Consider the following 21205-nt stretch of genomic DNA (forward strand, 5'->3'; position numbering starts at 1 on the left):
ACAGTTCACGCCATGTTCCCTTGGGGTGAGAGCCATGTGCTTTGAGCGAATAAGGCCCATCTTCAGGTGATCCATGGAAAAAAGGTAGGGGTATTTGTATTTTTCGAGCAATTGTTGTGCGCAGACAGTCTTGCCTGTATGTGATGCGCCGGCCAGCAGCACAACCATGACTTGTCCTATTTGTGTTTGCTCAAAAAAGGGGAAACAGACGCCTTTTGCGTGCTGTTCCCCCATTGTTTGAATTCTTACTGACGTTCTCTCTAGTCCAGCACAAATCGCTGGCCAGCGTGTCCTGTAGGATAGCTGACAGTGATGGCCTGCCCGGCAAATGTCCAGAGCGGCTGCTTCGTGTTGTGCAGGGCATGCTGCCAGATGTCATGATAGAACACCGGCCACCAGTCGTGTTCGCCAACAGGACCAAGGCTTGTGGTTCCAAGCTCTATGTAGGAGTCGAAGCGGAAAGACATGGCATAGTATTCACGACGTATGCCCTGTCCCAGGAACTTGCCAGTCTGGCGGTTTGCCACGATGGTGTAGAGGAAGTCCTCGACCGGGAACGTGTCTCCCTCGGCTCTTGGAGAGTAGGAAAGCAGAAGAAAGTCCTCGTAGGTCGAGACGTTCACAAGAACGGGATGTATCTGGTCGCTCAGCCAGTTTCTGGGGGACGTCTGCATGAGCTCGCACTCTGTGCCGTCTGGCCTTGTGTAGAAGAAGGACCAGCTCTGGTTCTCGTCCCCGTTTTCGGCAAGGCGGGCATTTTCTATCACTCGTTCGGTGTAGGTACCAGTGACAGGAAGCACAACCTTGTCCGCCTCCAGAATTGGGGAATGAACCACCATGGTCTTTTCGTTCAGGGTCACGCGATAGAAGAGCCATTCACCTGCGTTGGGCTGTTCCGCAAAGCCAAAGTGGGTGTAGATGCGTCCGGCTGACAAAAAGCCATGGCCTACAGGAGTGGCCTGGTCTGCGCCAAGAATGGTAAAGCTGTTTCCGCCATTGAGACCATCGAAATGAATGGCTCCGGCATTGGGGGTGGGCAGATCTGTGGGCTCCGGGGCCTTGGCAAACCAGGCAGCCGAGGGTGCAACATAGGATATGGGCATGTTCTTATCCCCCCTGTTGATATGGGAAAAGGACCGATCACGCCCACAATGCAGCGCGGGTCGGTATCGATCTGGACAATCAGGCAAGCTTGGTTGCACGCACTCTTGCTTGTATCAGGCAAAAGCAGGATGCATTTGTTTTTGTTTGTAGCACAGGAAGAACAGCCTTTGCCAGAGTCTGGGGCCCCTTTTTGTGCCTTGGCTTCAAAAAAGTTCGCGATCTGCCGAAACTTGCCTGCCCTATGCCTTGTTCCTTTCTCCAAGATGAAGGCGCATCTGATGCCAGACCTGTCCCCCATGCGTAGAATCCGATACGCCCTCGTCCGCAAAACCAAATTCCCTGTAGAAGGGAACAAGCGCCTCTTTGCAGGTGAGGACAATGCCAGCCCTCTTGCGTGCGCAAGATTCGGCAATCACTTCTGAAAGGACATGGTGGGCAAGCCCCTCGCCCCTGTGCATGGGATCCGTGCAGACACTGAAGAGCATCTGCCAAGCGCCGTTTTTCTCGTGCAGGGAGGCATTTGCGTACATCTCGTCAGCAAGATCCCTGCACTCTGTCGCAAGGCCGCAGGAATAGGCGAGAAGCTTTTTCTCGTCAAAAAGAAGCCAGAAGCATTCCGGATAGATGGCAAGGCGCTCTTGAAGGCGCGTCCTGTCCGCAGCCTCTTCGGGCGGAAAGGACACAGTTTCGAGCTCTTCTATTGCCTCAAGATCGTCGGGAGTCGCGTGGCGCAGGCAGAGCATCAGGCCTCCATGCCAAGGTAGGCTGTGCGCACCTTTTCGGAAGCAAGGAGGTTTGCAGAACTGTCTTCCATGGTGACACAGCCGTTTTCCATGACATAGCCACGGTGGGCAATGCGCAGAGCCTGGTTGGCGTTCTGTTCCACCAAAAAGACAGTTGTGCCGTCGCTGTTGACCTTCTGTATGATCTGGAAGATCTGCTGGATGATGATGGGGGCAAGGCCAAGGGATGGTTCGTCAAGAAGCAGAAGCTTCGGGCGGGCCATGATGGCACGGCCCACTGCCAGCATCTGTTGCTCACCACCGGAAAGTGTTCCGCCTGCCTGGCCTATGCGCTGTTTCAGGATAGGGAAGAGCGAGAAGACATATTCCATGTCGCTTGCTATGCCGTCCTTGTCCCTGCGCAAAAAGGCGCCAAGATCCAGATTTTCGGCAACAGTCAGCTCAGGGAAGATGAGACGGCCTTCCGGAACCTGGGATATGCCAAGTTTCACGATTTCGTTCGGAGGAAGTTCGTGAATGGGCTTGCCCTTGAAGAGTATGGTGCCGGATCTCGGGTGCTGTATGCCGCAGATGGTCATGAGGGTCGTGGACTTTCCTGCGCCGTTTGCGCCGATGAGGGTCACGATTTCCCCTTCGTCCACGTGCAGGCTCACGTCACGCAAAGCCTGAATGACACCGTAGTAGGTATTGACGTTCTTGAGCTCAAGCATCGCGACTTTCTCCGAGGTAGGCCTTGATGACGTCCGGATTGCTGCGAATTTCGGCAGGCGTTCCGCTGGCAATGGGGGAACCGTATTCCATGACGTAGATGCGGTCTGACAGGGACATGACCATACTCATGTCGTGCTCTATGAGCAGCACAGAAAGAGAGTACCTCTCCCTCAGGGAAAGGATGAGCTCGCGCAGATCCCTTGTCTCGTTGGGGTTCATGCCGGCAGCAGGCTCGTCCAAAAGAAGCATGTGCGGATCCGTTGCCAGGGCCCTGGCTATTTCAAGGCGCCTTTGGTCACCGTAGGGCAGATTGCAGGCAGTCTCGTCCCACTGGCGCTCAAGCCCCACTGTCTTCAGAAGATCGTAGCTCTTGTCAACGGTCTGCTGTTCTTCCTCCCTGGTTCTCCTGTCGCGGAGAAGGGCCGAGAGGATGCCAGCCCTTGTTCTGCAGTGGCAGCCCACCATGACGTTTTCAAGAACAGTCATCTGGCTGAAGAGGCGGATGTTCTGGAAGGTCCTGGCCATGCCAAGGGCCGTGATCTCGTGCGTCTTCTTGCCTATGAGGCTATGTGTAACCCCGTCCACTGTAAGATTGATGGAGCCGGCAGTAGGCCTGTAGATACCTGTCACACAGTTGAAGAAGGTAGTCTTGCCAGCGCCGTTTGGTCCGATGAGGGCCACGATTTCCTTTTCGTCCACCTTGAGACAGACCTCGTTCAGGGCGCGCAGGCCACCGAAGTCCTGGGTCAGCTCGTGTACTTCAAGAACGGGTTTCATGCAGCGCCTTCCTTGCCCTCAAGGGCGCTTATGCGATACTTGCGCCGCTCCCCGGTAATAAGGCCCTGGGGCCTGAAGATCATCATGAGCACCATGACAAGACCGAAGAGAAGCATGCGGTAGTCCGCAAAGGCGCGCAGGTATTCGGGCACGAGAATGAGTATGAGCGCGCCAAGGGTCACGCCCGTGATGGAGCCCATGCCGCCCAAAACGACCATGGAGAGCATCATGGCACTTTCCATGAAGGTGAAGGACGCAGGGTTCACAAAGCTTGTCTTGGCTGCGAAGAAGACACCGGCAAAGCCTGCCCAGGCGGAGCTCAAGGCAAAGGCCGAGAGCTTGACCCTGGTCAGATTGATGCCCATGGCCTCGGAGGCTATCTCGTCTTCGCGCAGGGCCTGCAGGGCAAGGCCCACGCGGGAGTTCTTGAGGCGCGTAATGATGATGATGGCAACAATGACAGCTGCCACGCACAGGTAGTAGAGGTAGACCGTTGCCTGCTGGATATCGAGCTCAATGCCGAAGAGTCCGGGTTTGGGAATGTTGCTTATGCCGTGGCTGCCGCCAGTGACGGAGACCCAGTTCAAGAGCATGAGACGCACGATTTCGCCAAAGCCCAGGGTGACGATGGCAAGATAGTCGCCGCGCAGACGCAGCACCGGAAAGCCCAGGGCCAGGCCAAAGAGGATGGTCATCACACCGCCAATGGGCAGGCAGATCCAGAAGCCGAAGCCGAAATAGGTGGTGAGCAGGGCGTAGGTGTAGGCGCCAATGGCATAAAAGGCCGCGTAGCCGAGCACAAGCTGTCCAGCAAGGCCAACAATGATGTTGAGGCCCAGGGCCAGCATGACGTAGATGAGCGCCGAAATGAGAATGGAAATCTGGTAGATGCTGCCGATCACGGGCAAGAAGGGGATGAGCAGCAGTAAGGCGACAAGAATGCCAAGGCTTGTGCGCCTGGCCTTGGGCTCCTTGAGGAGAGCAGCCACCGATGTCACGGCAGCGGGCATTTTCAGGGAGAAGCTTGAGCGCTGGCTCGCAAAGTACCACTGCCACAAAAGCGAGGCAAAGAAGATGCCAACGCCAAGGGCTGCCAAACGTTCCCAGAGGAAGATGACGGACTTGTCCGGCTGGATCTGCAGACCCATGATGGGCGAGCAGAGCACCATGAACCAGACAGCCGCAAGAAGTGCATGCAGTATCCGTTTCATGGGTCTACACCTTTTGGACCTGATGCTTGCCGAGAATGCCGTCAGGTCTGAAAATGAGGATGAGGATGAGCAGGCAGAAGGCAAGCACGTCCTCGTAGTTGCCTGCCACGTAGCCTGTGGTAAAGGATTCGGCAAGGCCCAGGGTGAGGCCGCCAAGAACTGCTCCGGGAACTGAGCCTATGCCGCCAAGAACTGCGGCAGTGAAGGCCTTCATGCCTGCCAGAAATCCTATGCCAAAGTTGATTTGTCCCATGTGGGAAGCGATGAGCACGCCACCAAGGGCTGCCAGAGCGGAGCCCACGATGAAAGTCACGGAAATGATGTGGTTTGCGTCAATGCCGAGCAGCATTGCCATGGTACGGTTCTGGGCAGTGGCGCGCATGGCCTTGCCCATACGCGTATAGCGTATCCACAGCATGAGGCCGATCATGGTGGTAAAGCTCACAACCAGGATGAAAAAGTCGCTTGGACCCAGAACGTAGTTGAATTTTTCCAGCAGCCAGTCAATGTCCGGCAAAAGCATGGGGAAGGGCACAAAGTCGGGAGTCTGCGCCAGAAGCACGTAGTTTTGCAGGAAGGTGGACATGCCGATGGCGGAAATGAGCGGGCTCAGTCTCGGAGCATTGCGCAGGGGCTTGTAGGCGATCTTTTCCATGGTGTAGCCGTAGGCCGAGGTCCAGACTATGGCTGCCAGGGCGGCTACGATGAGAATGCCGCCTGCAGGAAAGCCCAGATAGCCCAAAAGCCCTGCAACCAGCAGGGCCGTGAAGGCGCCAACCATGTATATTTCGCCGTGCGCGAAGTTGATGAGGCCGATAATGCCGTAGACCAGAGTGTATCCGAGCGCGATGAGCGCATAGATGCTGCCTCTGGTCAGTCCGCCGAAAAAGAGTTCTATAAAGTATTGAAAGTCCATGCCGGTCTCTTGACCCTGGTCAAAAAGACGGAAGGGCAGATCTCCCTTCCGTCTTCAAGAAAAGGTGTTTAGTCGAGCGTCACGCTGTAGTCGGTTTCCACAAACTTGCCACCCTTGATCTGGTAGACGGAGAGTGCAAGACCAGCGGCGTCGCCGCTCTTGTTGAAGACAAGGTCGCCAAGGGGAGTGGAGACCTTCTTGGTGTGCAGGGCTTCAACAATCTTGGCAGTCTCGGTGGAACCGGCTTCCTTGATGGCATTGATGAGCGCAAGCATTGCACTGTAGGCATTGTAGTAGAAGGAGCCGGGCTCGGCATTGAACATGTCTATATGGCCCTGGCGAGCTTCCTTGTAGATGGGCAGGGAGGCTGTATCCTTGGGGTAGGAGCAGTACACACCCTCTGCTGCCTCGCCGGCCATCTTGATGAAGGCGTCGTCCTTCAGGCCGTCGGGGCCGATCACAACAGTGTTGACGCGTGCGCGGCGCATCTGCTGGAGAAGCTTGGAGGCAGTGGGCTGGTAGCCGCCGAAGACAATGATATCTGCCTTTGCGTGGCGCAGCTTGCGCACGATGGGGCTGAAGTCCACAGCGTCGGGGGTGATGGCTTCAAAAAGCACGGTCTTGGCGCCGCCAGCTTCCATGAGGGTGCGGTTGTTGTCGCAAAACCCCTTGCCGTAGTCGCCGTTGTCATGGACGTAGGCGACTTTCTTGACCTTCAGCTTCTCGAGCATAAAGCGGCTGGTGAGCTTTGCCTGATCGTCGTCCTTGGCAATGGTGCGGAAGAACATGGGGTTCACGCCACCAGCGGAAAGGCCGGGGGTGGTGGCGGAGGGAGACATGGCTACGATGTGGGCATCATTGTACAGGGGCAGGGAAGCCTTTGCAGGGCCGGAACAGATGTGGCCCATGACCACTGCCACCTTGTCGGAAATGAGCTTTGTGGCCACATTGGTGGCAAGTTCGGGCTTGCACTGATCGTCGCCGATGACAAGCTCGATCTGTTTGCCGAGCACGCCGCCCTGGGCGTTGGCCTTTGCCACCACGACCTTGGCGGCATTGAGGCTGGGCACGCCGTAGGAGGCAAGGTCACCGGAGTGGGCACCGGCGATGCCGATTTTGATGGTGTCTGCGGCATGGAGCGGAGCCGCAAGGCCGAGGCTCAGAAGGGCCGCTGCCACGGCACCGAGGAAGACGCGTTTCATGACATCCCTCCTTCAAGGAAGCTTTTGACAACATTTGCAGATTGATATTCGCAAAAGGTCACGGATTTTACGGACAAAGCCGCAGGATGGCAAGCCTTGGCCCGCCTAAAGTCACGCCTGCCCTGCGCGTCTGTCCACTCCCCTTGAGGGCGACAGATACGAGAGGCTGAACAGGTGTATTTGCACATTTTGCCTGAACCCGCATGTTTACGCAAGACTTTTGCGCAGGGAGAACACTGTCTTGGCCCTGTCCGGGACCAGTTTGGAGTTAAGATAAATTTTTCACAAGCGACAAAAGGTGTTTATCTTGGCGTTGTACGAAGGAAATCACACCATATGTCATACAATTTTTAGAAAAAAGCATATATTTTTATTTATAAAAGCACAATATTGACAAAATAAGATATCTTTTTTTCGGGAAACACATTCTCTCTTGAAGGCTTTTTTCAATGTTGATTTTGTCATTTGTACAGGTGAATGATAAAGGAATCTGGCACTATGTGATCTGCTGTGCTTTCCCGAATCTGCGTTATTGAAGGAAAACAAAATTTGTTTTCTGCTTTTGTGCTTTTTGTCACAAGCGTGGCGGTGATTTTTGTCTGGCTGGAAACAAGGGTGGACCAAAAGCCGACCTTCGAATGCCTGCAGGAACAAAAAAAGGGAGAAGGGCCAAAAGCCCCTCTCCCCGCAAGTCGGAAAAAGGATGGCGCTAGTCGAGCGTCAGGCTGTAGTCGGTTTCCTCGTACTTTCCACCCTTGATGGTATAGATGGAGAGGGCAAGGCCGGAAGCGTCGCCGCTCTTGCTGAAGACAAGCTCGCCAACGGGAGTGGCGACCTTGCTGGTGTGCAGGGCTTCAATAACCTTGTCGGTGTCTGTGGTGCCGGCTACCTTTATGGCGTTCACAAGAGCCAGCATGGCACTGTAGGCATTGTAGTACACAGGACCGGGCTCGGCCTTGAAGGTGTCGATGTGTTCTTGGCGCGCTTCCTTGTAGATGGGCAGGAAGGAGGTGTCCTTGGGGTAGGCTGTGAACACGCCTTCGGCTGCCTGGCCTGCCATCTTCAGGAAGGCATCGTCCTTCAGACTGTCAGGGCCAATCATGGGAGTCTTCACGCGGGCTCTGCGCATCTGCTGGAGAAGCTTGGATGCCAGGGGCTGGTAGCCGCCAAAGACGATGATGTCTGCCTTTGAGTGGCGCAGTTTGCGCACAATTGGGCTCAAATCCACTGCATCGGGAGTGACAGCCTCGAAAAGAACTGTCTTTGTTCCCGCGGCTTCCATAAGAACCTTGTTGGTGTCGCAAAAGCCCTTGCCGTAGTCGCCGTTGTCATGGACGTAGGCTATGTTCTTGGCCTTCAGACTTTCGAGCATGAAGCGGCTGCTCAGCTGCGCCAGAGCATCGTTCTTGGCAATGGTGCGGAAGAACATGGGGTTTTCGCCGCTTTCGGAAAGAGCCGGGGTGGTGGCTGTGGGAGACATGGCAATGATGTGGGCATCATTGTACAGGGGCAGGGAAGCCTTGGCAGGGCCGGAACAGATGGGGCCCATGACAGCCGCCACCTGATCGGAAATGAGCTTTGTAGCCACATTGGTGGCAAGCTCAGGCTTGCACTGATCGTCGCCTATGACAAGTTCGATCTGTTTGCCCAGTATTCCACCCTGGGCATTGACCTTGGCAGCCACAATCTTGGCTGCATTGAGGCCGGGCACTCCATAGCAGGCGAGATCACCGGTGTGGGCTCCGGCAACGCCTATTTTGATGGTTTCTGCTGCCTGAAGCGGAGCGCAAACGCCCAGGCTCAGAAGGGCCGCAGTCACGGCACCAATGAAGACGCGTTTCATGACATCCCTCCACAGAGGACGTGTTTTGCAAGGTTTTGTTGTATTTGGCTTGGCCTGATACGCAAAAGGTTGCGAAACCTATCGACAAAACCCGGTTCTGGCAAGCCCTGTGTCGTCTTGCAAGGAACGTCATTTGCGCAGAGCCCGAAAGTAGGGTAAGGATCCTCCATGGCGCCAACTTTTTGCCGTATTTTCGGGAAGGTCGGACTTTCTTCAACTTTTGGACGCCTGGTGTGCCCGCACCCTGTACGGGATGCGCTGTCGCAAGAGGCACATCCGCCTGGGTACTGGCGCAAACACCATTGGGGCAAGCGAAAACCGGCAAGGGGTTGAAGACTCACTGCGCATGCGTACACATGCCTCAAAATGCGCAGGACACAGAACAAATCTGGAAAGGAGGAAGGCGCCTTTCCCCAGCATAAAGAGAGGGGAAAGGCGCCGGTATTGGGTATGAAACGTATTGCAAGTTTTGTGGCTGCCCTTGTGTGTCTTGTCCAGCTGGCCCTGCCCGTGCAGGCAGCGGATCTTGTGAAGGTTCCAACAGCATGGCTGGACGAACACGAAACATTCCTCATCTGGTACGCCAAGGAAAAGGGCTGGGACAAGGAAGCTGGTCTGGACATAGAGATGAAGCTCTTCAGCTCCGGTCCGGACATTCTGACTGCTCTCCCTGCAGGGGAGTGGGTTTTTGGAGCAGTGGGAGCGCTGCCTGCCATGCTGGGCAATCTGCGCCACGGCATCAGCATCATTGCCTATGCCAACAATGAGGCTGAAGACTGCACGTCCGTTGTCGTGCGCGAGGACAGCTCCATTGCCAGGGTGAAGGGATGGAATAAGGACTATCCCGAAGTCTACGGCGATCCCGAAACCGTCAAGGGCAAGACCTTTCTGGTGACGACCCTTACCTCCTCGCACTACGCTTTGAGCAACTGGCTGAACGTTCTTGGGCTCAAGGACAGCGATGTCGTGATCAAGAACATGGATCAGGCTCAGGCTTTGGGCGCATTTGAGAACAATATCGGTGACGGTGTGGCCATCTGGGCTCCCTATACCTTCATCATCAAGGAAAAGGGTGGCGTTGTCTTTGCCGGCGACATTGTCAAATGCAAGAAGTCCAACCCGATTGTTCTCATTGCCGACACAAAGTACGCAGAAGAGCATCCCGATGTGGTCGCCAAATTCCTTGGCGTCTACATGCGTGGCGTGGAAATGCTCAAGAAGACAACGCCAGAGGCGATTCTGGACGAATACCAGCGCTTCTATCTGGAATTTGTCGGCAAGCCCTACAACCGCAACCAGGCGCTCATGGATCTGAAGACACATCCTGTCTATTCGCTTGACGAGCAGCTAGCCATCTTTGACGACAGCAAGGGCCCGAGCCAGGCTCAGCTGCACCAGCAGGACGTGGCAGCCTTCTTCTCCAAGGTGGGACGCATAAGCCCCGAAGAAGCCGCCAAGGTGCAGGATGGAACCTACGCCACAGGAAAGTATCTGAAGCTTCTCAAAGAGCAGCAAAAGTAGGGATCAGCAAAAGCAGGTATCGTCTGCGACTTTTGCCGATATGGGCTCTTTTTTGCCTGTGAACCTTTCTGTCTGGGTATCCGTCCTTTGGATGCTTGTGCATCCGGGGAATGGATACCCTGCTTTTTCTTGCATCATGGTAGAGGAGGAAGGCGCCTTTTCCCCTGCACGCGGGGGCTGCGCCTGATTTTGGATGAAGACAGAACATGCGCCCGAAGCAGAACTCATCTTGCATGGAGGCCCCATTCTGACCATGGATGACCCCTCCATGGTTGAGGCCGTAGCAGTGGGTCAGGGCCGGATTCTTGCCGCAGGTTCCCTTGCCTCCGCGCTTTCATTTCGCACGCCTGCGACCCGTGTTGTGGATCTTTGCGGGAAAACCCTGCTTCCGGGATTTGTCGATGCCCACAGCCACTTCATTGACACAAGCATACGTACAGCCTGGGTGGATCTGCGAAGTACCCCCTTGGGATCGGTCAAAAGCATCGAGGATATGGTTGAACTCCTCTCCTTGCGCGCCGAAGGGACCAGACCGGGAAAGTGGATCGTGGGCTGGGGCTACGACGACACCAATATTGCCGAACTTCGCCATCCCACAAGGCTGGATCTGGACAGAGCAAGCAGCAGCCACCCCATAGTGCTGCAGCACATCTCTGGGTGGGTGACCGCCTCCAATTCGCTGGCCCTTGCAAGGGCTGGTCTTGACAGCAGTGTCGAGGATACGGAGACCACGGTCTTCAGACGCATGGAGGACGGCTCTCTTTCGGGCGTCATAGAGGCAAGCATCTGCCCTGTGCTTTCAAAGGTTGCGCCTCCAGGCGACGAGGAGGTTATACAGAGCCTTGCCTGTGGCTCTGCCATGTATCTGGCAAAGGGCTGCACAACTGCGCAGGAAGGGTGGATAGCGGATCCAGTGTGGATAACCCAGGCCAGAAAGGCCCTTGAGCAGGGCTATCTCAGGGTGCGCCTTGTGCTCTATCCCCTGGCTCAGGGCACAAGCCTCGACAACTACCGAAAGCTCTTTCCCGTAGCACCTTCGGGAACAAGCCTCGACAAGGATATGAGACTCATCCTTGGCGCTTCCAAGCTGTCAGCGGATGGCTCCATCCAGGCATACACTGGCTATCTTTTGCAACCCTATCACATTTGCCCGCAGGGAAAGGAAGCTTACAGAGGCTATCCCTCCAACGATCCTGCGTATCTTGCGTCCCGCATAGAGAACCTGCATCGCATGGGAGTGCAGATTGCAGTGCACTGCAATGGCGACGCTGCCATAGACATGGCTCTGGACGCCCTTGAAAAGGCGCAGGCAGCGTACCCCCGCAGGGATGCCCGCCACATCATCATCCACAGCCAGATGGCCCGTGATGATCAGATAGAGCGCATGGCAAGACTCGGCATTGTCCCCTCCTTCTTTGCTGCGCACATCTACTACTGGGGAGACCGCCACTACCACATCTTCATGGGGCCAGAGCGTGCAAGGCGCATGAGTCCGGCAGGCTCGGCACTGCGCTGCGGTATTCCCTTTACCCTGCACAACGATACCTATGTGACACCCATAGCTCCTCTGGGGCTTGTCTGGGCAGCCGTGAACCGCACAAGCAGCGGGGGACTGGATCTGGGAAGAATGGAGCAGGGGATTCCTGTTCTGGAGGCCCTGAAGGCCGTGACCATACATGCCGCGCGCCAGGGTTTCGAGGAAGAGCGCAAGGGCAGCATAGCAAAAGGCAAGATGGCGGATCTCGTGGCCCTGGACAAAAATCCCTGTGACGTGGATCCCATGGAAATCAGGGACATCCGGGTGACAGCAACCCTGGTTGCCGGCAAGGTCGAATACGGTAGCCTGTAGGGCAGGGATGATGCAAAAGAAGGGGAGAAGGGTACATTGACCCTTCTCCCCTGACCTTTTTTCTGCTTTGTTTGATGGCGCTCTTATTGTGCCTTGCCTGCCCTGGCCTCTTCTGCCGCAAGGCCGATATATTTGTTGGTTATATAGCCGCTTGCGTGAATCTTGTTCAGCTCCTGCCTTGTGATGCGTCCGGAATGTTCCAGAAATTCCGCAAGGTGGGTGAACCACTGCTGCACCCTGGAAGGCCCGTTGTTTGTGTCAAAGGCTGCCTCAAGATCAGTCAGTGTGTAGATGTTGTGGGCCGCAAGGTCACGCTTGGCAAGCTCTGCGGTGTATTCTGCTCCAGCCCAGTCCGTGTAGAAGCGCAAATACTCTTCCACAAGCTTGTCCATGGGCGTGTTCCGCATGTATTCTACGCCGCGCTGGTAGATCTGCAGGAATTTTGTCGTGATGTCGGGATGCTTTTCGGCATAGGTCTTGTTGGCAGCAAGGACGAGGGGAAGAGGGTGCCCTGTCCTGTGCGGTGTGGAAGCCACAAGCCAGCCACGGTTTTGTCCCACATAGGTGAGCGGAGCCCAGAGCACAACGGCATCGCCAATGCCGCAGTCGAAGGCAGCCAGTGCTGAAGCCTGCTCCATGTTCTTGATGGTCACATCCTTTTCCGTGAGTCCCAGTGCCGCAAGCCAGGTGGACAGGGCGTAGTGGGAAGAGGAAATGGTGGTAGTGAGTACGGTTATGCCCTTGACCGTCTCGGGGCTGCCCAGCACGTTGGGGCATTCATTGTTGTAGCCCTTTGCCCTGGCAATGGGCGAGTCGGGACGAACAAGGACTGCGTTTGCCCTGGCCTCGTCGTTGCAAATGGCGATGACGGACATGTCGTAGCGAAGCGCACCCAAAAGGGCAGGCACAGAGCCTACACCTGCATACACCCAGGATCCGGCCGGAAGCGTGTTTACAGCGTCCATGCCGGAATTGAAATAGAGCATGCTAACGTCAAGGCCTGCTTCCCTGTCCCAGCCCTGCTCCTTGGCATACCAGATGGGGAAGGCCTCCTGTTCGCCCATCCAGGCTGTGGCCACTTTCTGCAGGGGAGCTGCCGAAACGGGTGCCTGGGTCATGAGAAGGGCGCTCAAGAGGAGGACTGACAGGCGACAAATCCATTGTTTCAGGGGCATGTCATATCTCCTTGAAAGGCAGCAAAGGCGGGGCTCAAGCCGTACGTGCGGCTTTTGCCCCGCCTTGATGTTCAGTTGGCAGGACTTTTGTCCGGGACTACTTGTAGCCGGGGATAGGGCCAGTGATGAGCTTCAGATACTTGCCTGTGGCATAGGTGCCGCTGCCAACCTTGGCCAGCTCGTCATTGTTGATGGAGCCGACGCTGTTGAAGAACTTTGCTATGGCTGCCTGCCACTGCTGGGCTGTGCTGGCTCCCTTGCTGTCGTCAAAGAGAGCAAGCTGCTGTTCGAGATTGAAGACAGGATGGGTCTTCATATCCGTGAGGCAGAGCTGCTTTGTGTAGTTCTTGCCGGCCCATTCCAGGAAGAAGCGCTGGTAGTCGGCGATGAGGTTTTCCAGGGGTTCCTTCTGCATCATGTTTACTGAGCGCAGATACACTCTGAGGAACTTTGCCACCACTTCGGGATTGGCTTCCGCATACTTCGTGTCGGCAATGAGAACGATGGGGTTGCCAACCTTGCACTTTTGCAGATCGCCTGCGATCTTCCAGCCCTTGGCTTCGCCTGCGTACATATGGGGAGCCCACAGGGCAACGCCGTCGCCAATGCTGTTGTCAAAGGCAGCGAGGGCCTGGGCCTGATCCATGTTCTTGATGGTCACGTCCGCGTCGGTCAGACCAAACACCTTGAGCCAGGAGCTCAGGGCATAGTGGGCGGAGGAAACGGTGGTGGTCAGGAATGTCTTGCCCTTGATGGTCTCGGGGCTGCCGTAGACTTCGGGGTAGTCCTTGTTCCAGCCCTTTACCTTGGCAATGGGGGAATCCGCGCGCACAAGCACGGCATTGGTCATGGATTCGTCGTTGCCGATGGCAATGACGCTGGTACTGTAGCGCAGATTGCCCATCATGGCAGGCACGCCACCCATGCCGGCAAAGACCCAGGATCCGGAAGGCAGGGCATTGAGGATGTCCATGCCGGAGCTGAAGTACTGGACGTCTATGTCGAGGCCTTCAGCCTTGTCCCAGCCCTTTTCCTTGGCGTACCAGATGAGGAAGGTCTCATGTTCGTCCATCCAGGCTGTGGGGAGTTTCACCAGATCGGCAGCCCTTGCGCCTGTTGCGGTAAAGGAGAAGCTGAACACGGCAATCAGGAGAACCATCAGGAGTCTTTTCATGCGCATACTAACCTCCATGTTAGTCTGTGTCGTGCTGAGGAAAAAACCTCAATGCTGATTTGTGAGATTGTCTCAGGAAGCATTTTTTATATGGGAGACTGTCTTTTTTGCCTCTGGAACAAGGTGCCTTTTCCTGAGATACCTGTATCTTATTCGGAACGAAGCGTACTGTGTGAGACATCCTGCAAGGGCAAGAACAAAGGCAATACCGCTGTTCAGTCCCATGTAGAGCACAAGTATGGCAAGAATGCAGAGCACAAGACCAAGAACGCGCATCCAGAAGATTTTGCGGTACACTGCATCAAGCTCTTCGGGCGAGGCCTCATGGGGTGTATGCCCCTCCTCTGCCCGACAGGAGGCGGGGCCTTTTCCCATGCGGGAGGAAGCTATGTTCCTTGTCACTGTCCAGACAATGCAGGCTCCGAAAAAGCCGACCAGAAGAGCCATTGTGAGCGGATCCATGGAAGCCTCTCTGCCACGGTTCGTGTATCTTTGCCTCGGCCGAGAACAGGCTAGAGGACAAGTTCCGTGTTGTCCGTGATTTCCTTGCGCAGGCGAAGGAAATCCATGGCCGTGTGCTCGCGCGGACGGGGAAGAGCAATAGTGTATTCGGTCTTGATGGTGCCAGGGAGCTTTCCTTCCATGAGCACAATGCGGTCTCCGAGGTAGAGGGCTTCGTCGATGTTGTTGGTGACGAAGATGACGGTCCTCTTTTCCTGTTCCCAGATGCGGGCAGTTTCCTTTTGCATGAAAAGGCGAGTCTGGGCGTCAAGCTGACCAAAGGGCTCGTCCAGAAGCATGATGCTGGGAGTGTTGGCGTAGGCTCTGGCAATGCCGACACGCTGCTTCATGCCGCCGGAAAGCTGGTGGGGATAGTGCTTTTCGAAACCCGTGAGGCCCACAAGGTCTATGTAGTGCTGCGCTATTCTGTGGCGTTCCTCTGTCGGGATACCCCTGAGCTTCAGGCCAAGCTCCACGTTGTCACGCACGTTTTTCCAGGCAAAGAGCATGTAGCTCTGGAAGACAATGCCGCGATCTGGACCTGGGCCCTCTACTGGCTTGCCATCAAGGGTTATCTCGCCCGTGTCCGGCTCCTCCAGTCCCGCAAAGATTTTGAGCAGGGTGGATTTGCCGCTCTGACCAGGGCCCAGAATGACCAGAAACTCATTTTCGTACACGTCAATGGTGATGTCACGGATGACTGGCACTTCCTGGTTGCCCTTCTGTATAAAGGTCTTGCTCACATTGGAGCAGTGCAGTTTCAGTTTCATGTCGCTCATGTTTTATCGGCGTCCGTTCTCCGGGTCTTGTGCGCCGCCTCCTGAGTATCCTGCGGGTTGTTGGTTGCAGATTGCCAATCCTGCTGCCAATCCTACAGGTTTTCTATGTTGCGCTGCCACGGGCAAAGCTTGCGTTCGGCCATGGTGATGACAAGCGAGGTGATGCAGGCAGCAGCTGCTATGAGGATCATGCCGCCCAAGACCAGGGTGGGCTGGTGGGTGTCCATGCCTCGCTTGATGAGAAAGCCCATGCCGTTGCGGGAGTTCATGAGCTCTGCTGCCAGCACGCAGGTCCAGGCGGAGCTCAAGGAAATCTGCAGACCAGCGAAGATGGCCGGGAAGGAAGCCGGGAAGCAGACGTGGATGATCTCGTCGCGCCTTTTGCCGCCAAGAACGCGGATGACGTCGTAGAGTTCCGGATCAACAAGGCGGACACCGTTGTAGGCATTGAGCAGGCAGGGCACGAAGGTGCCGATAATGATGATGAAGACCTTGGACGTTTCGCCTATGCCGAACCAGAGGATGGCTATGGACACCCAGGCAATGGGGGGCATGGGCTTGAAGAGATCGAACAGGGGTTTGACTATGGCGTTGACGTATTTGTTGAGGGCCATGAAAAGGCCCAGGGGGATGGCAACGACCGAGGCCAGCACGAAGCCTATGAGGACGCGCTGCAGGCTTGCCCAGATGTGGCCCCACAGATGGGTGCCGGCAAACTTTATCTGGGTGAGCAAAACGAGCTGATCCCAGACCTCCAGGGGCCTTGCCAGGGAGTCGCGAAAGATTTTTTCCCGTGCGACATAGTCCCAGAGGGAGAGGAAGAGGACAACGGAAACGCAGTAGAGGAAATATTTGTTGGTCAAAAAGCGGTAGAGGCTGAAGGGCTGCCGGGTGCGTTTTTGACTGATGGTCTCGTTGGCAATGGAATTACCGGACATGCCTTACCTCCTGATACCTGCCAAAAGCTTCTTTTCCACGTGGTCAATGATGGCGCCTATGATGGCTCCCGAGATGCCCACGCAGATCATGCCCAGTACGATGATGTCCGGACGGCCAAGGCGACCGCCCATGGTGATGAGAAAGCCAAGGCCAGAGTCTGCAGCCAGAAGTTCGGCTGCAACGAGGTTGGTCCAGCAGTAGGCGAGGGCGAGCTGCAGGGCACCGAAGACCATGGGGAGGGCAGAGGGGATGCACAGCTGGCAGAAGATCTGCCAGTCATTGGCACCGTAGGTACGGGCCATCTGGATGAGAACAGGGCTTGTCATGCGCACGCCAACATAGGAGTTGATGACGCAGGGTACTATGCCGGCTATCCAGATGATGAAGACCTTGCCGGTCAGGCCGATGCCAAACCAGAACACCGTGAGCGGAATCCAGGCAATGGGAGGGATTGGGCGTATAAGCTCGAATATGGGGCGGAAGAGGCCCTCGACCACATTGAACCAGCCCATGGCGAGCCCCAGGGGAATGCCGACCAGAAGGGAGAGCAGATAGCCCAGGAAGGCTTCCTGTATACTCGTCCAGGCGTGGGCTCCCATGGTCGCGCCGTCGGGGTTGGCATTGGTCAGCTTGTCTATGAAGGTTGTGATTACCTGCGAGGGGGAGGCAAGCAGGGTATTGGGGATTATGCCAAACTGCACTACACCCTGCCAGACAGCAAAGAAGACAATGAGACTTATGTAGGGCAGGACTATGAGTGACAGCGGTTTTTTGACAACGACTTCTTGATAGGCCATGGCTTTTCCTCTCGGACAAGGGGCGTGGCAGATGCTCACTTCGGAGCTTTTGCGCGTTTACCACCAGCGGATGAGTTCTGTGACCTGTTTGCGCAATTCCACGAATTCGGGAGATATGGTGTCGCGCGGGCGAGGCAGGTTGATGGGAATTTCCGCCTTGATGGTGGTGGGCTTGTTGCTCAGAATGAGTACCCTTTCGGCAATGTAGACAGCCTCTTCCACGTTGTGCGTCACAAAAAGAACCGTCGCATTGAGCTTTTGCCAGAGTTTGACGAGCTCGTCTTCGAGGTAGAAGCGCAGTTTGACATCGAGCTGGCCGTATGGTTCGTCCATGAGCAAAAGATCGGGGTTCACGGCAAAGGCGCGCGAAACAGCGATACGCTGCATCATGCTGGCCGATACCTGGTTGGGGTAGAGATCCGCACAGGATCTGAGACCCACAAGATCCATGATTTTGTCTGCCCGCTCCATGCGCTCTTCCCTGGGGACACCCTTGATTTCCATACCATAGGCCACGTTTTCGCGCACTGTACGCCAGGGCAGACATGTGGGTTCCTGAAACACATAGGAAATATTGTGCTTTCTCGGATTTGCTTCCTCTCCGTCGATAAGGATTTCCCCTTCCGTTGTCGGCATGAGCTTGGAAATACAGTTCAGAAAGGTTGTTTTGCCACAGCCTGTGGGGCCCACAATGGCCAAAAGCTCTCCTTCCTTGATGTCGAAATTGATGCCGTTCAAAACGGTCAGTTCGCCAAAGCGTTTTGTGAGATTATTCACAACTATCTTGGCACGTCTTTGAGAGTCTGCAGGCACGTTTTGCTCCTTATCCTGTTTGCAAGGCAAATGCGTTCTGATGAGGCTCTATGAAAAAAAAGCGTAAGCTTTGTTGCCGGCTAGAGTTGTGGTGGCGAGAGTCGGAGGGGGTGACTTGTCTCACGGAAACACCGGAAAGTGCGGGGAAAGGTCCGGTGCTAAAAGGTGCAGGCGGATTGCTTTGTGAGGGGATTTTTGTATGGATTTTGTGAGGGTTCGTGAAAAAAAGAATAACTGATAAGAGCGCTAATGCCAAGAAAATGTTTGCAATGCGGGAAGGATTTTTGTGTGGCGGATTTTCGTGGCTGGCTGGACGAATGCGCTCTTTGAAGGGGGGCGTTTTCGGGAGGAGAGCCAGGGGCTCTCCTCCAAAAAAGCTTTTTGGGGCGAGGGAATGACCTTGCACCCCTATTGCACTTTAGTTGTAGGATGCCTCAAGCATTTCCAGAATAAGTTTTGCATTGGCCGGACGGGGATTGTTGCCAATCAGGCGGGCATTGCCAGCTGCGCGCTCTGCGATAAGGGGCAGATCCTTGCGCTCGACACCATAGGGCTTGAGGCCTTCGGCAATGCGTATGTCTTTCAAAAGGGCGCTCATTCTGTGCGAGGCCTTTTCTGCCAGGGCCAGGGTGTCTGTGTCGTACTTTTCGCCCAGGATCATGGCCACCTCTGCGTACTTTTCCGGACGGGCCATGTAGTTGAAGGCCATGCACATGGGAGCAAGACAGGCAATGGCAACACCATGGGGCATGTGGTATTCGCGCGGGATGGCAGTGCCAACGGCATGGATGATGCCATTCTGGGTGTTGGAAAAGCCCATGCCGGCAATGGCCGAGGCGTAGAGCATGTCTGCCCTGGCAGCAAGATCCTGACCGTTGGTGTAGGCGCGGCGCATGCTGCGGGCTATGAGCTTCATGGCATGAAGATTCAGGGCGTTGGTAATGGGAGTGTCAGCCTTGCCGCAGAAGGATTCCATGGCGTGCACAAAGGCGTCGATGCCTGTGGCTGCCGTGACGCTCGGGGGAAGGCCGACAGTGAGCTCGGGATCGAGGATGACCGCAGTGGCGTACATGTAGTCCGACACAACACCCCATTTGCCGCCGTTCTTGGTGTCGGCAAGGACGGAGATGGAAGTCATTTCCGAACCGGTGCCGGCTGTGGTGGGCACAAGGATCATGGGCGGCAGGGGATTTTTGACCTTGCCCATGCCAAAGTACTGGTCGATGGTGCCCTCGTTGGTGAGAAGTACAGCGCAGGCCTTGGTGGTATCCAGGGCAGAGCCGCCACCAAAGCCGAAAATGATGTCTGCGCCGAAAGCCTTGGCAGCGTCCGCGCAATGGGCAATGGAGTCAACCGAGGGTTCGAGCTCGGCTTCGCCGTAGACCTTGACTTCCAGGCCTCCGGCAAGGAGGGTTTCCTCGAGGACCTTGTGCACGCCAAGTTTGGCAAGACCCGGATCCGTCACGATAAGGGCTTTGGTTCCGCCGAGGGCTTTGGCTTCATTGGCTGCTTCCTTGATGGACCCACAGCCGTGGACAATGCGCTTGACTGTATTGTGAACGAAGGTCATGGGACTGCTCCTGATAGTATATCCTGGCTTGCGCGTCCGGGTGCCTTGCAGGCACCAGGGCTTGTCGTGCGGAGGAAGGGAATTTTTGGGAGAGGGGAGCAGCCCGGGGGTATCGGGCTGCTCCCGGGTACGGATTGGTTTAGAGGGAGGCCAGGGCTGCGTCGAGGGCGCGCAGAAGCTCGTCCATATCGCCCTTGGTGGAAATGAGGGCAGGAGCGAGGCAGACAGTGTTGTTCAGCTCACGGAAGGAGCGGGCTGTGCGGCCGATGATGACGCCGTTCTTCATGCAGTGGCCCACAACTGCTGCTGCAACGCTTTCGGGAGCAGGCTCGCGGGTTTCGCGATCCTTCACAAGCTCGAAGCCTGCAAAGAGACCCTTGCCGCGCACATCGCCGATGACCTGATACTTGTCCTTGAGGGCGTTGAGGCCATCCATGAGGTAGGCGCCCACTTCGACAACGTTGCCGAGGAGGTTGTGCTTTTCGATGTACTCAATGTTGGCAAGGCCTGCGGCAGGACCGGCTGTGCAGCCGCCGAAGGTGGAAATGTCGCGGAAATAGGCGTCGCGGTCAGCAGGATCGTTGATGAAATCCTGGAAGACAGCCTCGGTGGTAACCGTGCAGGAGATGGCTGCGTAGCCGGAGGCAACGCCCTTGGCCATGGTGACGATGTCGGGCTGCACGTTCCAGTGCTGGTAGCCGAACCACTTGCCTGTACGGCCCACGCCGCAGACCACTTCATCGATAATGAGCAGGATACCGTACTTCTTGCAGATGGCGCCCACTTCTTCGAGGTAGCCGTCCGGGGGAACAATGACGCCGCCGCCGGCAGTGATGGGTTCGATGATGACGCCGCCGACAGTGTCGGGATCCTCGCGCAGGATCACGTCTTCCAGCTGTTTTGCAAAGATCTTGCCGGCATCGGGATTGTTCTCGAGACCATGGCGGTAGGCAGAGCAGTCAGGGAATTCAACAAAGCCGGGGGTGAAGGGACCGTACTGGTTCCTGCGCTCGAACTGGCCGCAGGAAGAGAGGCAGGTGATGGTTGTGCCATGGTAGTCGCGATCCCTGAAGAGGATCTTGCTCTTTTTGCCGCCGTGCTTGAGCTGGCTTATCTGGCGGACAATCTTGTAGGCCTTTTCATTGGCTTCGGAACCGGAGTTGTTCAGATACACGCGGTTCATGCCAGGCATCTTGGAGATCAGCTTGTCGGAGAACAGAATGGTGGGGATGTTACCGTTGGCATTGGAGAAGTAGTTGAACTTCTTCAGCTGTTCGGCCATCTTGTCCACGATTTCCTCGCAGCCGTAGCCCACGTTCACTGTCCAAACACCGCCGGACACGCAGTCCAGGTACTGTTTGCCGTTGATGTCCGTAAGCCTCGGACCCTTGCCTTCAACAAAAATGACAGGGTCTGCGTTTTCGTACACCTTGTGCTGAGTGAGATGATGCCACACGTGCTTTTTGTCGAGAGCAACAAAGTCTTTCGCGTCCATGGGGAGCTCCTGAAAAAATCTTGCAAGCGTTGTTGGGGGGGAAAATATTCTGCTTGAGAGACAGATACCAGTTCCGCTGCGGCTT

The 21205-nt window shown here is 55.9% G+C and carries 19 protein-coding genes; 2 read left to right on the forward strand and 17 right to left on the reverse strand.

All coding sequences use genetic code 11. From position 1 onward, the window contains the following. Nucleotides 1-260: 260 nt before the first annotated feature. The 8 genes from B5F76_RS07025 to B5F76_RS07060 all read right to left on the reverse strand — a co-directional run bounded on the left by B5F76_RS07025 (nt 261) and on the right by B5F76_RS07060 (nt 8507). Complete coding sequence (locus B5F76_RS07025; RefSeq protein ID WP_087352697.1) at nt 261-1103, reverse strand: hypothetical protein; 843 nt, start codon at nt 1101-1103, stop codon at nt 261-263. A 240-nt stretch (nt 1104-1343) separates the two neighbouring features. After that, nucleotides 1344-1847 (reverse strand): GNAT family N-acetyltransferase, encoded by a 504-nt coding sequence (locus tag B5F76_RS07030; protein ID WP_087352699.1) that lies wholly within the window; start codon nt 1845-1847, stop codon nt 1344-1346. After that, nucleotides 1847-2557 (reverse strand): ABC transporter ATP-binding protein, encoded by a 711-nt coding sequence (locus B5F76_RS07035; RefSeq protein WP_087352702.1) that lies wholly within the window; start codon nt 2555-2557, stop codon nt 1847-1849. The genes B5F76_RS07030 and B5F76_RS07035 overlap by 1 nt, the downstream gene beginning before the upstream one ends. Next, nucleotides 2550-3335, reverse strand: coding sequence for an ABC transporter ATP-binding protein (locus B5F76_RS07040; RefSeq protein WP_087352704.1), 786 nt, complete (start codon nt 3333-3335; stop codon nt 2550-2552). The genes B5F76_RS07035 and B5F76_RS07040 overlap by 8 nt, the downstream gene beginning before the upstream one ends. Next, nucleotides 3332-4546 carry a high-affinity branched-chain amino acid ABC transporter permease LivM gene (gene livM, locus B5F76_RS07045; protein ID WP_087352706.1) on the reverse strand — a complete coding sequence of 405 codons (1215 nt, stop codon included), beginning with the start codon at nt 4544-4546 and terminating at the stop codon, nt 3332-3334. Before livM ends, B5F76_RS07040 begins: the two co-directional genes overlap by 4 nt. 4 nt (nt 4547-4550) lie before the next feature. Continuing rightward, the gene (locus B5F76_RS07050; RefSeq protein ID WP_087352708.1) at nt 4551-5462 is read right to left on the reverse strand and encodes a branched-chain amino acid ABC transporter permease; all 912 of its coding nucleotides are present in this window, start codon (nt 5460-5462) and stop codon (nt 4551-4553) included. A gap of 68 nt (nt 5463-5530) precedes the next feature. Continuing rightward, on the reverse strand, nt 5531-6664 hold the full coding sequence (locus tag B5F76_RS07055) for a branched-chain amino acid ABC transporter substrate-binding protein (protein WP_087352710.1): 1134 nt from the start codon (nt 6662-6664) through the stop codon (nt 5531-5533). Between the two features lie 709 nt (nt 6665-7373). After that, entirely contained in the window at nt 7374-8507 is a 1134-nt protein-coding gene (locus B5F76_RS07060) for a branched-chain amino acid ABC transporter substrate-binding protein (protein ID WP_087352712.1), read from the reverse strand. A 450-nt stretch (nt 8508-8957) separates the two neighbouring features. Here B5F76_RS07060 and B5F76_RS07065 point away from each other — a divergent pair, with 450 nt between their 5' ends. After that, on the forward strand, nt 8958-10028 hold the full coding sequence (locus tag B5F76_RS07065; protein WP_087352715.1) for an ABC transporter substrate-binding protein: 1071 nt from the start codon (nt 8958-8960) through the stop codon (nt 10026-10028). A gap of 193 nt (nt 10029-10221) precedes the next feature. Continuing rightward, the gene (locus tag B5F76_RS07070; protein ID WP_087352717.1) at nt 10222-11877 is read left to right on the forward strand and encodes an amidohydrolase; all 1656 of its coding nucleotides are present in this window, start codon (nt 10222-10224) and stop codon (nt 11875-11877) included. Between the two features lie 83 nt (nt 11878-11960). On the opposite strand, the gene B5F76_RS07075 is transcribed toward B5F76_RS07070, so the two are convergent. From B5F76_RS07075 to B5F76_RS07115, 9 genes are all read right to left on the reverse strand, one after another. After that, on the reverse strand, nt 11961-13052 hold the full coding sequence (locus B5F76_RS07075) for an ABC transporter substrate-binding protein (protein ID WP_087352720.1): 1092 nt from the start codon (nt 13050-13052) through the stop codon (nt 11961-11963). Nucleotides 13053-13149: 97 nt separating this feature from the next. Beyond that, the gene (locus B5F76_RS07080; protein WP_087352722.1) at nt 13150-14232 is read right to left on the reverse strand and encodes an ABC transporter substrate-binding protein; all 1083 of its coding nucleotides are present in this window, start codon (nt 14230-14232) and stop codon (nt 13150-13152) included. Nucleotides 14233-14298: 66 nt separating this feature from the next. Next, complete coding sequence (locus B5F76_RS07085; RefSeq protein WP_087352724.1) at nt 14299-14688, reverse strand: hypothetical protein; 390 nt, start codon at nt 14686-14688, stop codon at nt 14299-14301. 50 nt (nt 14689-14738) lie between these two features. After that, nucleotides 14739-15506 carry an ABC transporter ATP-binding protein gene (locus B5F76_RS07090; RefSeq protein WP_087352726.1) on the reverse strand — a complete coding sequence of 256 codons (768 nt, stop codon included), beginning with the start codon at nt 15504-15506 and terminating at the stop codon, nt 14739-14741. 92 nt (nt 15507-15598) lie between these two features. After that, on the reverse strand, nt 15599-16444 hold the full coding sequence (locus B5F76_RS07095; protein WP_087352728.1) for an ABC transporter permease: 846 nt from the start codon (nt 16442-16444) through the stop codon (nt 15599-15601). A 3-nt stretch (nt 16445-16447) separates the two neighbouring features. Continuing rightward, a complete protein-coding gene (locus B5F76_RS07100; RefSeq protein ID WP_087352730.1) occupies nt 16448-17242 on the reverse strand; it encodes an ABC transporter permease in 795 nt (264 codons plus the stop codon). Between the two features lie 57 nt (nt 17243-17299). Further along, complete coding sequence (locus B5F76_RS07105; protein WP_087352732.1) at nt 17300-18055, reverse strand: ABC transporter ATP-binding protein; 756 nt, start codon at nt 18053-18055, stop codon at nt 17300-17302. Nucleotides 18056-18473: 418 nt separating this feature from the next. Next, entirely contained in the window at nt 18474-19625 is a 1152-nt protein-coding gene (sarD, locus tag B5F76_RS07110; protein ID WP_087352734.1) for a sulfoacetaldehyde reductase, read from the reverse strand. Between the two features lie 139 nt (nt 19626-19764). Beyond that, entirely contained in the window at nt 19765-21120 is a 1356-nt protein-coding gene (locus B5F76_RS07115; protein WP_087352736.1) for an aminotransferase family protein, read from the reverse strand. Nucleotides 21121-21205 lie beyond the last annotated feature (85 nt).

Origin of the sequence: Desulfovibrio sp. An276, from assembly GCF_002159665.1 — a bacterium.
Classification (GTDB): domain Bacteria; phylum Desulfobacterota; class Desulfovibrionia; order Desulfovibrionales; family Desulfovibrionaceae; genus Desulfovibrio; species Desulfovibrio faecigallinarum.